Source organism: Pseudomonas sp. GW821-FHT09A09 (assembly GCF_059418405.1).
This window is the reverse complement of the sequence record NZ_JBWKPU010000025.1, coordinates 50,446-63,887: the sequence shown is the minus strand read 5'-3', so window position 1 is coordinate 63,887 and position 13,442 is coordinate 50,446. Positions and strand designations below refer to the sequence as shown.

The window sequence follows — 13,442 nt, the reverse complement described above, 5'->3', positions numbered from 1 at the left end:
CCTATGACCGCACTTGCACGCCTTACCCTGCTCAGCCTGATCGTGGGCCTGAGCGCTTGTGCGGTCCACCGGCCTCCGTCGCCCACCGGTCCGGCGATCCCGCCGTCGGGGCCGTCGACCCAGCCAAGCACCAAACCGTCCGGCCCGGTCACGCCAGCACCGAAGCCGGTGCCCACCTCGTCACCGACCTTCGCGCCACCCCCGGGTGCCGCCAGCCACTGGGACGGCAAGATGCAGGTGTACGTGCTCGAAGAGCAGCCCGACACCTTCTACCGCCAGCGCACCTACTACCGCTGGAGCAACGGCTGGAGCCGCTCCATCAGCCCGAACGGCCCGTGGGAAGAGACCAGCGTACAGGGCGTACCGCCCGGCTTGAGCAAGCAGTACGCGCAATAAAAAAGGCGACCTTCGGGTCGCCTTTTTATTCCCAGCGTGAAACGCAACCCCCTGTAGGAGCTGGCTTGCCAGCGATAGCTTTCTGTCAGCCCGATATTTTTCAGCTGACCCACCGCCATCGCCGGCAAGCCGGCTCCTACAATTGAAGGTTATTCGCTCTGGAGTGTGTGCGATCCCTTGAGTCCGCCGAGCCAATGGATACATCCCGCAAGCACCCCCAGCACAACCCCCAACTCCACCACCCCCACCCAGCCAAACTGCGCCATCAACCCGCCACTCACCGTCGCGCCAATCGCCCCACCCACAAAGGTGGCGGTCATGTACAAACTGTTGATGCGCCCCTGGGCCTTCGGGTCCACCGCAAACGCCCGGGTCTGGTTCGCCACCAACCCCGCCTGTACGCCGATATCCAACACAATCACCCCCAGTACCAGCAAGATCAGCGACGCTTGCGCGCCCGCCAGCAACAAGAAGGCCAATGTCACGATGCCGACGCTGGCCCCGATCACCGTGCGGCAACCCAGCTTGTCCGCCGCCCGGCCCCCATACGACGCCGCAAACGCCCCCACCGCGCCGATAATCCCGAACGCCCCGGCCCACGCGCTGCCCAGGTGCCACGGCCCGTTGGCCAGCAACCCCGCCAGGTTCACCCAGAACGCGTTGAAGCACGCCCACAACAGCGCCTGCACCATCATCGATTGGCGAATGGGGCTGTTGTCGCGCATCAATGGCCACAACGAAGCCAGCAGGCGAGGGTAGGACAGGTTGCTGCTTGGCACGCCCGGCGGCAGCAACCTGGCTGCGATACACCACACCGGGATCATGAACGCCGCTTCCATCGCATACACCGCGCGCCAGCCGTAGGCCTCGCCCACCACGCCACTGATCGTACGACCCAGCAGAATCCCGAGCATGATCCCGCTGACAACCGTGCCCATGTTGCGCCCGCGTTCGTGGGGCTGGGACATCACCGCCGCGAACGGTACCAGGTGTTGTGGCACGCAGCACACCACGCCCAGGCCGAACGACGCGCCGATCAACGCCCAGATACTCGGCGCAAACGCCGCCGCGAGGGCAAAACAGAACGCCAGCGCAATTTGCCCCAGCACCAGCTTGCGTCGGTCGAAGCGGTCGCCCATCGGCAGTAACAGGGCCAGCCCGGTGGCAAAGCCCAGCAAGGCTGCGCCCGCCACTAGATTGACCGTCGACACCGCCACGCCCATGTCCGAAGCAATCAGCGGCAACACCGGTTGAGTGCAATAAATGTTGGTGACCACCGCGCCGGCGATCACCGCCATCATGATGATCTTGCCTCGCGGCGGGTGACTCTCGGCTGTGCTCATGGCGCGCTCCATAGGGTTGCAGGGAAAGAGTGGCCAACCTTACGCAGTCGCGTTTATGTCGATAATCCCCTAGGATCGGGAATCATCCTCCCAGAATTTGATAGGGCGCCATGAACCGTCTTGAGTCGATGTCCGTGTTTGTCGCCGTGGTGGAAGCGGGCAGCTTGTCGGCCGCCGCTCGCCAGCTCGACATGCCCCTGGCCACCGTCAGCCGCAAGGTGGCGGAGCTGGAGGCTCATCTGAAATCACGACTGCTGCACCGCACCACGCGGCAACTGTCGTTGACCGACGTAGGGGCTTCCTACCTGACGGCTTGCCGGCGCATTCTCGAAGAGATCGGCGAAGCCGAACGCGCGGCCACTGGCGAATACGCGCAGCCCAAAGGCGAGTTGGTGGTGACCGCGCCCATCGTCTTCGGGCGCCTGCACATCGTGCCGGTGGTGGCGGAATTTCTGGCGCAGTACCCCGAGATCAGCGTCAACCTGATGCTCACCGACCGCGTGGTGCATTTGATGGAAGAGCAGTGCGACGTGGCCGTGCGCATTGGTGAATTGCCCGACAGCTCGCTCAAGGCGGTGCCCGTGGGCACGGTGCGGCACGTGGTGTGCGCCAGCCCCCGCTACCTGAAAACTCACGGCGAACCGGCCAAGCCACAGGATCTGGCGGATCACAGTTGCATCACCTTCGACGTGCTCGCCTCGGTGGGCGCCTGGGTATTTGGAAGCGGCAAATCAGAACAGACTGTGCCCGTGCATTCTCGGCTGTCGGTGAACACGGCGGAAGCGGCGATTGCAGCGGCGACGCTGGGCGTCGGCATGATTCGGGTGTTGTCGTATCAAGTGGCGGATGCGCTGCAAAAGGGCGATTTACAGGTGCTGTTGCAGCCTTATGAGTCGACTGCACTGCCCATCAGCCTGGTGCACAAAGGCCAGGCCCCGCTGCCATTAAAAGTGCGCGCATTCCTGGACTTCGTCACCCCGAAACTGCGCGCTCGCGAAGCCAACGCAAAACCCCTGTAGGAGCCGGCTTGCCGGCGATGACGGCAGACCTGCTGGCAACCGCGTGGCTGACCCACCGCTATCGCTGGCAAGCCAGCTCCTACAGCGGGCTGCGGTGACCTTTCAACCTTTCATAAAAGCTTCATCGAACCGACCCCCTGCAGTCATGTGCAAGTCATAGGGCTGACACAGCCCGCGCCTACTGTCGTTTGAACTCAACCGCAGCCACCTTTGGCTGTTCAAACAAGACAGAGAAGCCCATGACTCACGCTATCCATGTCGATCACTTGAACAAGACCTTTGCGAAGAAATCCGCACTGGTCGACCTCGAACTCACCATTGATGCCGGTGAGATGGTCGCGCTGATCGGCGCTTCCGGTTCCGGCAAGTCCACGCTGCTGCGCCACTTGGCGGGCCTGGCGTGCTGCGACAAGAGCAATGGTGGCAGCGTCAAGGTGCTGGGCCGGGAGGTGCAGGCCAGCGGACGGTTGAACGGCAAGGTACGGCGGTTGCGCGCGGACATCGGCTACATCTTCCAGCAGTTCAACCTGGTCAACCGCTTGAGCGTGCTCGACAACGTGCTGCTCGGCTGTCTGGGGCGCATGCCGCGCTGGCGTGGCAACCTCGGCCTGTTCAATACCGAAGAGAAGGCGTTTGCCCTCGAATCCCTGGCCCGCGTGGGCCTCGCCGACCTGGCCGAGCAGCGCGCCTCTACCTTGTCTGGCGGCCAGCAGCAGCGCGTGGCGATTGCCCGTGCATTGACCCAGCGCGCCGAAGTGATCCTCGCCGATGAGCCGATCGCCTCGCTGGACCCGGAGTCGGCGCGCAAGGTCATGGAGATCCTCGCCGACATCAACCGCCGCGACGGCAAGACCGTGGTGGTGACCCTGCATCAAGTCGATTACGCCGTGCGTTATTGCCCGCGTGCCGTGGCGCTCAAGGGTGGGCGCATTCATTTCGATGGGCAGGGCAGCGCCATGAGCAGCCACTTCCTCAATGATTTGTACGGTGCCGATGTCGACACCAGCCTGATGTTTTCCGACCAGTCCCGCGCCACCGCCGCCACGCCTCGGCTGGCCCTGGCACGCGCTTGAAACCCACCTCACGACCCACAGGAATGCCTTCCATGTTCAACCGTATCGGCCAAGTGTTTTTGTCTGCCGCCTTGTTGGCCAGTGTCGCGATGGGCAATGCCTATGCGGCGGACAAGGCCATCAACTTCGGCATCATGTCTACCGAGTCTTCGCAGAACCTCAAGAGCATCTGGCAGCCGTTTTTGGATGACATGCACAAGAAGACCGGCCTGACCATCAACGCCACCTTCGCCTCCGACTACGCCGGCCTGATCCAGGGCATGCGCTTCAACAAGGTCGACGTGGCGTGGCTGGGCAACAAGGCGGCGATGGAAGCGGTGGACCGCTCCAACGGCGAAATCTTCGCCCAGACCGCTGCCGCCAACGGCGCTGCCGGCTACTGGAGCGTGCTGATCGTGCGCAAGGACAGCCCGATCAACAACGTCGACGACATGCTCAAGAACGCCAAGAACCTGACCTTCGGCAACGGTGACCCGAACTCCACCTCGGGCTACCTGGTACCGGGCTACTACGTGTTCGCCAAGAACAACGTCGACGCCGCCACCGCCTTCAAGCGCACCCTCAACTCCAGCCATGAAGTCAACGCCTTGAGCGTGGCCAAGGGGCAGTTGGATGTGGCGACCTTCAACACCGAAAGCTGGGACCGCCTGGAAGTCACCCAGCCAGACAAGGCCGCCATGCTCAAAGTGATCTGGAAATCCCCGCTGATTCCGGCTGACCCGATGGTGTGGAGCAAGGCCCTGAGCGACAGCGAGAAGACCAAGATCCGCGACTTCTTCGCCCACTACGGCGACACCGATGAAGAGAAGGCGGTGCTCAAGAACATGCAGTTGGGCAAATTCCTGCCGTCGAGCGACGACCAGTTGTTGCCGATCCGTCAGCTGGAGTTGTTCAAGCAGCGCACGATCATCAGCGCCGATGACCACCTCGAAGCCGCCGACAAAGCCAAGAAGCTCGCCGACATCGACGCTGACCTGGCCAAGCTGCAACAGCGCATCTCTGAGCTAGACAAGAAAACTGCAGCAAACGGCTAACCCCTGTGGGAGCGGGCTTGCCCGCGATTGCGGTGTGTCGGCAACACATTTGTAACTGACAGACCGCTATCGCAGGCAAGCCAGCTCCCACATTTAGATCGAGGACAACCATGACAACTCTGCACGCTGAAGCCGTCGGCAAACGCACCTGGCCCCAATACCTCGGCTGGGGCCTGTTCCTGGTCCTGCTGGCCTGGGCCTGGCACGGCGCGGAAATGAACCCGCTGGCGCTGTACCGCGATTCCGGAAACATGGCGACCTTCGCCGCCGACTTCTTCCCGCCGGACTTCCACGAATGGCGCTCCTACCTCAAGGAAATGATCGTCACCGTGCAGATCGCCCTCTGGGGCACGGTACTGGCGATTGTCTGCTCGGTGCCGCTGGGCATTCTCTGCGCCGACAACATCACCCCCTGGTGGGTCCACCAACCGCTGCGCCGGGTGATGGATGCCTTCCGTTCCATCAACGAAATGGTGTTCGCCATGTTGTTCGTGGTCGCCGTGGGCCTTGGTCCTTTTGCCGGTGTTCTGGCCTTGTGGATCAGCACCACCGGCGTGCTCGCCAAGCTGTTTGCCGAAGCCGTCGAAGCCATCGACCCAGGCCCGGTTGAAGGGGTGCGGGCGACTGGCGCCAGTGCCTTGCAGGAAGTGATCTACGGCGTGATCCCCCAAGTGATGCCGCTGTGGGTGAGCTACGCGCTGTACCGCTTCGAGGCCAACGTGCGTTCGGCCACGGTGGTGGGCATGGTCGGGGCGGGCGGGATCGGCGTGATCCTCTGGGAAAACATCCGCGCCTTCCAGTTTGTACAAACCTGCGCGGTGCTGCTGGTGATCATCGTGGTGGTGAGCTGTATCGACGTGCTGTCCCAACGCCTGCGCAAGCAGTTCATCTGACGCCGGAGGGGTGCCCGCGGGGCGCTTTTTTTAAGCATGCAGTTGTCTAGACAAGAAGAGCCGGTGTACCGCGAACTCGCGGATATCCTGCGCCGTGAACTGAGCAGCTACAGCGCCGGTGATTTCCTGCCCGGCGAGGTGCACATGGCCGAGCGCTTTGGCGTCAATCGCCACACCCTGCGTCGCGCCATCGATGAGCTGGTGTTTGAAGGCAGCCTGTTGCGCCGCCAGGGCAAGGGCACCCAGGTGCTCGACCGTCCGTTGATCTACCCGATGGGCGCCGAGACGTCCTACAGCCAGTCGTTGTCGGCCCAGGGCGTGGGCGTGCAGGCGGTGCTGCTCAAGCGTCGCTACTGCTACGCCAGCCGTGATGAAGCGCTGCAACTGGGCATTGCCGAAATGGCGCCGATGATCGAACTGCAGACCTTGCGCAAGCTCGACCACCAGCCCGTCAGCCTGATCCGCCATCGCTACTGCGCCAGCCGTGCGCCGTTGCTGGCTGACTACAACGGCGGCTCCCTGCGCCAATACCTGCGTGAACGTGACCTGCCACTGACCCGCACCCAAAGCCTGATCGGTGCGCGTTTGCCCAACCGTGATGAAGCCGCGCTGCTGATGATGCCTCGGCACTTGCCGGCCCTCACCGTTTTTACCCTTTCCCGCGATCGCGACGGCCGCCCGGTGGAGCTGGCACAGTCCACCAGCCGCTCGGATCGCTTCCAGTACCAAGTGGTGACCTGAATGGAGACCGTGATGAGTTTGTCCCCGCGTCAGCATTGGATCGGCGTGTTAGCCCGCGCCCGGCTCAGTGAACTGCAACCCCATGAAGCGGCGTTGAAAGACGTCGAGTACCACCTGATCCGCGCCCCCGAAGTCGGCATGACCCTGGTGCGCGGCCGTATGGGCGGCGACGGTGCGCCGTTCAACGTTGGCGAGATGAGCGTAACCCGCTGCGTGGTGCGCCTGGCCGATGGCCGTACCGGCTACAGCTACCTGGCCGGGCGCGACAAGGTGCATGCCGAACTGGCGGCCCTGGCCGATGCCCACCTGCAAGGCAGCCAGCCGAGCATCTGGCTCAGCGACCTGATCACCGCGCTGGCCAATGCCCAGGCCAATCGCCGCGCGCAAAAGGAAGCCGATACCGCTGCCACCAAGGTCGAGTTCTTCACCCTCGTGCGAGGAGAAAACTGATGAATGCGCAACTGTTGCAACCGGCCTTCGTCGACCCGGTACTGGACGCCCAGCGCGGTTTTCGCGCGGCCCTTAAGGCCCTGGCCGAACCCGGCCTGATCCAGCACCTGGCGTCTGCGCCCCACCTCGATGGCCTGGCACCTGCCACCTACGCGTTGTGCCTGGCCTTGCTGGATGTGGACACACCGCTGTGGCTGGCGCCGAGCTTCGACACGCCGCTGATCCGCGCCAACCTGGCCTTCCACTGCGGCTGCCCGTTCACGGCCAACCGCGAAGACGCGGTGTTCGCCTTGCTCGGTGAGCCCGACCTGCTCGACCTCGGTGGCTTCGACCACGGCAACGACCGCTACCCCGACCAGTCCTGCACCGTGCTCGTGCAACTCACTGACCTGGAGTCCGGGCGCGGCCTGCTGTGGCGCGGCCCGGGCATCAAGGCCCAGCGCCAGGTGCACCTGCCAGTGCCCCAGGCGTTCTGGCTCGAACGCCAGCGCCGCGAAGCCTTCCCCCGTGGCCTGGACGTGCTGTTTGCCGCTGGCCACCACTTGATCGGCCTGCCGCGCAGCAGCCGTGTCGCAGAGGAGCGCATCTGATGTATGTAGCCGTCAAAGGTGGCGAACAGGCCATCGACAATGCCCACCGCCTGCTCGCTAAAAAACGCCGGGGCGACACCGCGATTCCCGAGCTGAGCGTGACCCAGATCCGCGAGCAACTGCCGTTGGCCGTGGCGCGGGTGATGACCGAAGGCTCGCTGTTCGACGAAGAACTCGCCGCGCTGGCGATCAAGCAAGCGGCGGGGGACCTGGTGGAAGCGATCTTTCTGCTGCGCGCCTACCGCACCACGCTGCCGCGCTTCAGCCCGAGCCTGCCGATCGACACCTCGCAGATGCTGTTGAGCCGGCGGTTGTCGGCGACTTTCAAGGACGTGCCGGGCGGCCAACTGCTCGGCCCCACGTTCGACTACACCCACCGCCTGCTGGATTTTGCGCTGCTGGCCGAAGGTGAATACCCCGGCCCGCAGACCACGCCCGAAGCACGCATCGACGCCTGCCCACGGGTGCTTGGCCTGCTTGCCAAGGAAGGCCTGATCAAGAATGAAACCGACGACAACGCCAGCGTCGCCGACATCACCCGCGACCCGCTGGAATACCCGGCCAGCCGTGCCGAGCGCCTGCAAGCGCTGGCCCGTGGCGACGAAGGGTTCCTGTTGGCGCTGGGGTATTCGACCCAACGTGGCTACGGCCGCAACCACCCGTTTGCCGGCGAGATTCGCATCGGTGACGTGGAAGTGTGGATCGACCCGGAAGAGCTGGGTTTTCCCATTTGCCTGGGCAGCATCGAAGTGACCGAGTGCGAGATGGTCAACCAGTTCGTCGGCTCGGCCACGGAGCTGGCGCAGTTCACGCGCGGCTACGGGTTGGCGTTCGGGCATGCCGAGCGCAAGGCCATGGGCATGGCGCTGGTGGACCGCTCGTTGCGCGCCGGCGAATACAACGAAGAGGTGGTGTCGCCGGCCCAGCGTGAAGAGTTTGTGCTGGCCCACTGCGACAACGTCGAGGCGGCCGGTTTTGTGTCGCACCTCAAATTACCGCACTACGTGGACTTCCAGTCCGAACTGGAACTGATCCGCAAACTGCGCCAACCGGCCGAGGGTTCGAGCCATGAATGACGCCGCCTACAACTTCGCCTACCTCGACGAACAGACCAAGCGCATGATCCGTCGCGCCTTGCTCAAGGCCGTGGCGATCCCCGGTTACCAAGTGCCGTTCGGTGGCCGCGAAATGCCGCTGCCTTACGGCTGGGGCACGGGCGGCATGCAATTGACCGCCGCAATCCTCGGTGAGGATGACGTGCTCAAGGTCATCGACCAAGGCGCCGACGACACCACCAACGCCGTGTCGATCCGCCGCTTTTTTGCGCGCACGGCCGGCATCGCCACCACCGAAGCCACGCCCGAGGCCACGGTGATCCAGACCCGCCACCGCATTCCGGAAACGCCCCTGCAGGCCGGCCAGATCATGGTCTACCAGGTGCCGATCCCCGAGCCGCTGCGCTTTATCGAGCCGTCGGAAACCGAGACCCGCACCATGCATGCGCTCAACGATTACGGGGTGATGCACGTCAAGCTCTACGAAGACATCGCCACCTTCGGCCATATCGCCACCAGCTATGCGTACCCGGTGATGGTCGACGAGCGCTACGTGATGGACCCGTCGCCGATCCCCAAATTCGACAACCCCAAGCTCGACATGAGCCCGGCGCTGATGCTGTTCGGCGCGGGCCGTGAAAAGCGCTTGTACGCCGTGCCGCCTTATACCGAGGTCACCAGCCTGGACTTCGAAGACCACCCCTTCGACGTGCAGAAGTGGAAACACAACTGCGCCATCTGCGGCAGCCATGAATCGTTCCTTGATGAGCTGATTCTCGACGATGCGGGCACCCAGAGTTTTGTGTGTTCCGACACTTGGTACTGCGCGCAACGTGTGAAGGAGAACAACCAGTGAGCCAGCCGTTATTGCAAGTGCGTGACCTGTCCCTGTTGTACGGCCCGGAGAAGGGTTGCCAGGGCGTGAGTTTCGATCTGTACCCCGGTGAGGTGCTGGGCATCGTCGGCGAGTCCGGCTCGGGCAAGTCCACGTTGCTCTCGCTGCTGAGCGGTCGCCTGCCGCCGCAAGCGGGTTCGATTGGCTACCGCAGCAAGGACGGCGAATGGCTGGACTTGTACAGCGCCAGTGAAGCCGAACGCCGTACGTTGTTGCGCACCGAATGGGGTTTTGTCGAGCAGAACCCTCGTGACGGTTTGCGCATGGGCGTGTCGGCCGGGGCGAACATCGGCGAGCGCCTGATGGCCCAGGGCGTGCGCAATTACGAGCAACTGCGCGGTGCCGGTCTTGATTGGCTGAGCCAGGTGGAAATCGACCCGCAGCGCATCGACGACTTGCCACGCACCTTTTCGGGCGGCATGCAGCAGCGCCTGCAGATCGCCCGCAACCTGGTGTCGAGCCCGCGTCTTGTGTTCATGGACGAACCGACTGGCGGCCTGGACGTGTCGGTACAGGCGCGTTTGCTCGACCTGCTGCGTGGCCTGGTGCGTGAGCTGGATTTGGCGGTGGTGATCGTCACCCACGACCTGGCCGTCGCGCGTTTGCTGGCCGACCGCTTGATGGTGATGCGTCGCTCCCGCGTGGTGGAAACCGGGCTCACCGACCAGATCCTCGACGATCCACAGCACCCTTACTCTCAACTGCTGGTGTCTTCGGTATTGCAGCCATGACGAATGCTCTGATCGAGGTCCGTGACCTCTCGAAAACCTTCACCCTGCACCAGCAACACGGCGTGGTGCTCAACGTGCTGCGCGGCGTCGAGTTCAGCGTGCAGGGCGGTGAATGCCTGGTGCTGCACGGCCAGTCCGGTGCCGGCAAAAGCACCTTGCTGCGCACGCTGTACGCTAACTACCTGCCGGCCGGTGGCAGCATTCGTGTACGCCATGCCGGCGAGTGGCTGGAGCTGGTCGGCGCCGAGCCACGTGACATTTTGCAGGTGCGCCAGCAGACCCTGGGTTACGTCAGCCAATTCCTGCGGGTGATCCCACGGGTGGCTTGCCTGGACGTGGTGATGGAGCCGGCCCTGGCGCGCGGCTGGTCCAAAGCCAATGCGCAGTCACGCGCCGAACACCTGTTGACCCGCCTCAATATTCCGCAACGCCTGTGGCAACTGGCGCCCGGCACCTTCTCCGGGGGCGAGCAACAGCGCGTCAACATCGCCCGCGGCTTCATGGTGGCCTGGCCGGTAATGCTGCTCGATGAACCCACCGCGTCCCTGGACGACAACAACCGCCAGGTGGTGCTGGAACTGATGAACGAAGCCAAGGCGGCCGGCGCGGCGCTGATTGGCATCTTCCACGACCGCGCCGCCCGTGAGGCGGTTGCCGACCGCCATTTCGACATGACCCCAACACCTGTTGCCCAAGAGGAATACGCCCATGCCCGCTGAACAGATCCTGAGTAATGCCCAGATCGTCACGGCCGATCGCATGTTCCTGGGCTCGGTGGTGCTGCGTGGCGGCAAGATTGTCGATATCGCCGAAGGCCGCAGCCAGTTGCCCCAGGCCCAGGACCTGGAGGGTGATTTCCTGTTGCCGGGGCTGGTGGAGTTGCACACTGACAACCTGGAAAAACACATGACCCCGCGCCCCGGCGTGGACTGGCCGTCGATCTCGGCCGTGCTCAGCCATGACGCGCAGATCATCGCGGCGGGGATCACCACGGTGTTCGACGCGGTGTCCATCGGCGATGTGAACCCCAAGGGCAATCGCATGAAGAAACTGCCGGCGATGCTCGACGCCATCGCATCGGCGGAAGACGCTGGCTTGACCCGCGCCGAGCATCATCTGCACCTGCGCTGCGAGCTGTGCCACCCGGATACCCTCAGCGTGTTCCGCGACCTGGTGGAAAACCCTTTGGTGCGCCTGGTCTCGGTGATGGACCACTCGCCGGGCCAGCGCCAGTTCGTGCTGGAATCCAAGTACCGTGAGTACTACATGGGCAAGTACCACCTGAACGACGAAACCATGGACGCGTTCATCGTGTTGCAGATGGCCAACTCCCGGGAGTACAGCGACCGTTATCGTGCGGCGATTGTTGCGCATTGCCTGGAGCGCGGCCTGTCGGTGGCCAGCCATGACGATGCGACGCTGGCCCATGTCGAGGAGTCGGCAGGCTACGGCATGACCATCGCCGAATTCCCCACCACGCTGGAAGCGGCGAAGGGCTGCCAGGCGCTGAACATGAAAGTCTTGATGGGCGCGCCGAACGTGGTGCGCGGTGGGTCGCACTCGGGTAATGTGGCCGCCGCCGGCCTGGCGGCCGAGGGATTGCTGGATATACTTTCCAGCGACTATTACCCGGCCAGCCTGTTGCAGGCGGCGTTTGTGCTGGCCGACCAGCAGGACGGCGGCGACCTGTCGCGAGCAGTCAAGATGATCAGCCTGGCACCAGCGCAAGCGGCGGGCCTGGCCGATCGCGGTGAAATTGCCATCGGCCTGCGCGCCGACCTGGTCCAGGCCCGCAGCCGTGAAGGGCTGCCGGTGGTGCAACAAGTGTGGCGGCAAGCGAAGAGGGTGTTTTGATGGCAGGCAGGTTGATCTATCTCATCGGGCCATCCGGTTCGGGCAAGGACAGCCTGCTGGATGCCGCCCGCCCGCGCTTGGCCGAGCGCGGTTGTCGCATCGTGCGCCGCGTCATCACCCGCTCGGCGGAAGCGGTAGGTGAGGCGGCACAGGGTGTGAGCCCGGAGCAGTTTGCCGCGATGGAGGCCGAGGGCGCGTTTGCCCTCAGCTGGCACGCCAATGGGTTGTCCTACGGCATACCGCGTGAGATCGACGATTGGCTGGCGGCGGGGGAGGACGTGCTGGTCAACGGTTCGCGGGCGCACCTGGGGCAGACCCGCGCGCGCTACCCGACGTCGCTGGTGCTGCTGCTGACGGTTGACCAGGCAGTGTTGCGCCAGCGTTTGATCGCACGGGGGCGTGAGTCGCTGGCGGATATCGAAGCGCGCCTGGCGCGCAATGCCCGTTTCACTGCCGAGCTGATCGCCGGCCATGGCGAGGGTTTGTTCGTGCTGGACAACTCCGGGCCGCTGGAGCACAGCGTCGAGCGCCTGCTGTGCTGCCTGAACCACGGGCATTCGGCATGCGCCTGACCTTGCTGGGCACCGGCGATGCGCGGCAAGTCCCGGTGTATGGCTGCGAGTGCGTGGCCTGCACCCTGGCCCGCCAGGATGCCAGCCTGCGCCGCCGGCCGTGCAGCGCGTTGATCGAGTGTGGCGACCAGCGCTGGTTGATCGACAGCGGCTTGCCCGACCTCACCGAACGTTTCCCGCCGCGCAGTTTCAACGGGATTTTCCAGACTCACTACCACGCCGATCACGCCCAGGGCTTGCTGCATTTGCGCTGGGGGCAAGAGCTGGTGATTCCGGTGCATGGGCCGGCGGACCCGGAGGGGTTATCTGACCTCTACAAACACCCGGGCATTTTGGACTTCAGCCAACCCTTTGCCGCGTTCGAAACGCGGCAGTTTGCTGAGCTGACGGTGACGGCGTTGCCGCTGGAGCATTCCAAGTTGACCCTGGGTTACCTGCTGGAAGGGCAAGGGCGGCGCATCGCCTACCTCACCGACACGGTCGGCCTGCCGCCAGACACGCTTGCCTGGTTGCAACGCGAACCGCTGGACGTGCTGGTGCTGGACTGCTCCATGCCACCCCAGCCGCAGGCGCCGCGTAACCATAATGACCTGACGCTGGCCTTGCAGAGCATTGAGCAGACCGGTGCAAAACTCGGCGTGCTGACCCATGTGGGGCACACGCTGGATGCGTGGTTGGTGCAGCACCGCTCAACGCTGCCGCGCCACGTTACCGTCGGTTGGGATGGCCGTATCCTCTAGCGCAACATCTACCGCCATCGCCGGCAAGCCGGCTCCTACAGATTTTCGGGCGCTAC

At 64.1% G+C, this 13,442-nt stretch carries 16 protein-coding genes; 15 read left to right on the top strand and 1 reads right to left on the bottom strand.

All coding sequences use genetic code 11. The features are described 5' to 3' along the window. Window positions 1–3: 3 nt before the first annotated feature. Entirely contained in the window at window positions 4–396 is a 393-nt protein-coding gene (locus AC07OV_RS20885) for a hypothetical protein (RefSeq protein ID WP_495092888.1), read from the top strand. Between the two features lie 149 nt (window positions 397–545). On the opposite strand, the gene AC07OV_RS20880 is transcribed toward AC07OV_RS20885, so the two are convergent. Continuing rightward, on the bottom strand, window positions 546–1,739 hold the full coding sequence (locus AC07OV_RS20880; protein WP_495092887.1) for an MFS transporter: 1,194 nt from the start codon (window positions 1,737–1,739) through the stop codon (window positions 546–548). A gap of 110 nt (window positions 1,740–1,849) precedes the next feature. Between AC07OV_RS20880 and AC07OV_RS20875 the strand changes: the two genes are divergently transcribed. The 14 genes from AC07OV_RS20875 to phnP all read left to right on the top strand — a co-directional run bounded on the left by AC07OV_RS20875 (window position 1,850) and on the right by phnP (window position 13,386). Further along, window positions 1,850–2,758, top strand: coding sequence for a LysR family transcriptional regulator (locus AC07OV_RS20875; RefSeq protein ID WP_495092886.1), 909 nt, complete (start codon window positions 1,850–1,852; stop codon window positions 2,756–2,758). A gap of 239 nt (window positions 2,759–2,997) precedes the next feature. After that, on the top strand, window positions 2,998–3,831 hold the full coding sequence (gene phnC / locus AC07OV_RS20870) for a phosphonate ABC transporter ATP-binding protein (RefSeq protein WP_495092885.1): 834 nt from the start codon (window positions 2,998–3,000) through the stop codon (window positions 3,829–3,831). A gap of 32 nt (window positions 3,832–3,863) precedes the next feature. Then, a complete protein-coding gene (gene phnD, locus AC07OV_RS20865) occupies window positions 3,864–4,865 on the top strand; it encodes a phosphonate ABC transporter substrate-binding protein (RefSeq protein WP_176998208.1) in 1,002 nt (333 codons plus the stop codon). A 110-nt stretch (window positions 4,866–4,975) separates the two neighbouring features. Beyond that, window positions 4,976–5,758 carry a phosphonate ABC transporter, permease protein PhnE gene (phnE, locus tag AC07OV_RS20860; protein ID WP_017136208.1) on the top strand — a complete coding sequence of 261 codons (783 nt, stop codon included), beginning with the start codon at window positions 4,976–4,978 and terminating at the stop codon, window positions 5,756–5,758. 36 nt (window positions 5,759–5,794) lie between these two features. Further along, on the top strand, window positions 5,795–6,499 hold the full coding sequence (gene phnF / locus AC07OV_RS20855; RefSeq protein WP_176998207.1) for a phosphonate metabolism transcriptional regulator PhnF: 705 nt from the start codon (window positions 5,795–5,797) through the stop codon (window positions 6,497–6,499). A 12-nt stretch (window positions 6,500–6,511) separates the two neighbouring features. Beyond that, on the top strand, window positions 6,512–6,949 hold the full coding sequence (phnG, locus tag AC07OV_RS20850; protein ID WP_494998413.1) for a phosphonate C-P lyase system protein PhnG: 438 nt from the start codon (window positions 6,512–6,514) through the stop codon (window positions 6,947–6,949). Continuing rightward, complete coding sequence (gene phnH / locus AC07OV_RS20845; RefSeq protein WP_495092884.1) at window positions 6,949–7,539, top strand: phosphonate C-P lyase system protein PhnH; 591 nt, start codon at window positions 6,949–6,951, stop codon at window positions 7,537–7,539. Before phnG ends, phnH begins: the two co-directional genes overlap by 1 nt. Then, window positions 7,539–8,615: a carbon-phosphorus lyase complex subunit gene (locus AC07OV_RS20840; protein ID WP_495092883.1), complete on the top strand. Its 1,077-nt coding sequence runs from the start codon at window positions 7,539–7,541 to the stop codon at window positions 8,613–8,615. Before phnH ends, AC07OV_RS20840 begins: the two co-directional genes overlap by 1 nt. After that, window positions 8,608–9,450 (top strand): alpha-D-ribose 1-methylphosphonate 5-phosphate C-P-lyase PhnJ, encoded by an 843-nt coding sequence (locus AC07OV_RS20835; protein WP_494998410.1) that lies wholly within the window; start codon window positions 8,608–8,610, stop codon window positions 9,448–9,450. The genes AC07OV_RS20840 and AC07OV_RS20835 overlap by 8 nt, the downstream gene beginning before the upstream one ends. Then, complete coding sequence (phnK, locus tag AC07OV_RS20830; RefSeq protein WP_176998276.1) at window positions 9,411–10,220, top strand: phosphonate C-P lyase system protein PhnK; 810 nt, start codon at window positions 9,411–9,413, stop codon at window positions 10,218–10,220. The genes AC07OV_RS20835 and phnK overlap by 40 nt, the downstream gene beginning before the upstream one ends. After that, complete coding sequence (phnL, locus tag AC07OV_RS20825; protein WP_176998202.1) at window positions 10,217–10,939, top strand: phosphonate C-P lyase system protein PhnL; 723 nt, start codon at window positions 10,217–10,219, stop codon at window positions 10,937–10,939. Before phnK ends, phnL begins: the two co-directional genes overlap by 4 nt. Next, complete coding sequence (locus AC07OV_RS20820; RefSeq protein ID WP_494998409.1) at window positions 10,929–12,074, top strand: alpha-D-ribose 1-methylphosphonate 5-triphosphate diphosphatase; 1,146 nt, start codon at window positions 10,929–10,931, stop codon at window positions 12,072–12,074. Before phnL ends, AC07OV_RS20820 begins: the two co-directional genes overlap by 11 nt. After that, a complete protein-coding gene (gene phnN, locus AC07OV_RS20815) occupies window positions 12,074–12,646 on the top strand; it encodes a phosphonate metabolism protein/1,5-bisphosphokinase (PRPP-forming) PhnN (protein ID WP_494998408.1) in 573 nt (190 codons plus the stop codon). The genes AC07OV_RS20820 and phnN overlap by 1 nt, the downstream gene beginning before the upstream one ends. Beyond that, the gene (gene phnP / locus AC07OV_RS20810; protein WP_495092900.1) at window positions 12,637–13,386 is read left to right on the top strand and encodes a phosphonate metabolism protein PhnP; all 750 of its coding nucleotides are present in this window, start codon (window positions 12,637–12,639) and stop codon (window positions 13,384–13,386) included. Before phnN ends, phnP begins: the two co-directional genes overlap by 10 nt. The last annotated feature ends 56 nt before the right edge of the window (window positions 13,387–13,442 follow it).

Coding starts and splice junctions, on each gene's coding strand:
- AC07OV_RS20885 (WP_495092888.1), top strand. CDS start 4: ATGACCGCACTTGCACGCCTTACCCTGCTCAGCCTGATCGTGGGCCTG.
- AC07OV_RS20880 (WP_495092887.1), bottom strand. CDS start 1,739: ATGAGCACAGCCGAGAGTCACCCGCCGCGAGGCAAGATCATCATGATG.
- AC07OV_RS20875 (WP_495092886.1), top strand. CDS start 1,850: ATGAACCGTCTTGAGTCGATGTCCGTGTTTGTCGCCGTGGTGGAAGCG.
- phnC (WP_495092885.1), top strand. CDS start 2,998: ATGACTCACGCTATCCATGTCGATCACTTGAACAAGACCTTTGCGAAG.
- phnD (WP_176998208.1), top strand. CDS start 3,864: ATGTTCAACCGTATCGGCCAAGTGTTTTTGTCTGCCGCCTTGTTGGCC.
- phnE (WP_017136208.1), top strand. CDS start 4,976: ATGACAACTCTGCACGCTGAAGCCGTCGGCAAACGCACCTGGCCCCAA.
- phnF (WP_176998207.1), top strand. CDS start 5,795: ATGCAGTTGTCTAGACAAGAAGAGCCGGTGTACCGCGAACTCGCGGAT.
- phnG (WP_494998413.1), top strand. CDS start 6,512: ATGAGTTTGTCCCCGCGTCAGCATTGGATCGGCGTGTTAGCCCGCGCC.
- phnH (WP_495092884.1), top strand. CDS start 6,949: ATGAATGCGCAACTGTTGCAACCGGCCTTCGTCGACCCGGTACTGGAC.
- AC07OV_RS20840 (WP_495092883.1), top strand. CDS start 7,539: ATGTATGTAGCCGTCAAAGGTGGCGAACAGGCCATCGACAATGCCCAC.
- AC07OV_RS20835 (WP_494998410.1), top strand. CDS start 8,608: ATGAATGACGCCGCCTACAACTTCGCCTACCTCGACGAACAGACCAAG.
- phnL (WP_176998202.1), top strand. CDS start 10,217: ATGACGAATGCTCTGATCGAGGTCCGTGACCTCTCGAAAACCTTCACC.
- AC07OV_RS20820 (WP_494998409.1), top strand. CDS start 10,929: ATGCCCGCTGAACAGATCCTGAGTAATGCCCAGATCGTCACGGCCGAT.
- phnN (WP_494998408.1), top strand. CDS start 12,074: ATGGCAGGCAGGTTGATCTATCTCATCGGGCCATCCGGTTCGGGCAAG.
- phnP (WP_495092900.1), top strand. CDS start 12,637: ATGCGCCTGACCTTGCTGGGCACCGGCGATGCGCGGCAAGTCCCGGTG.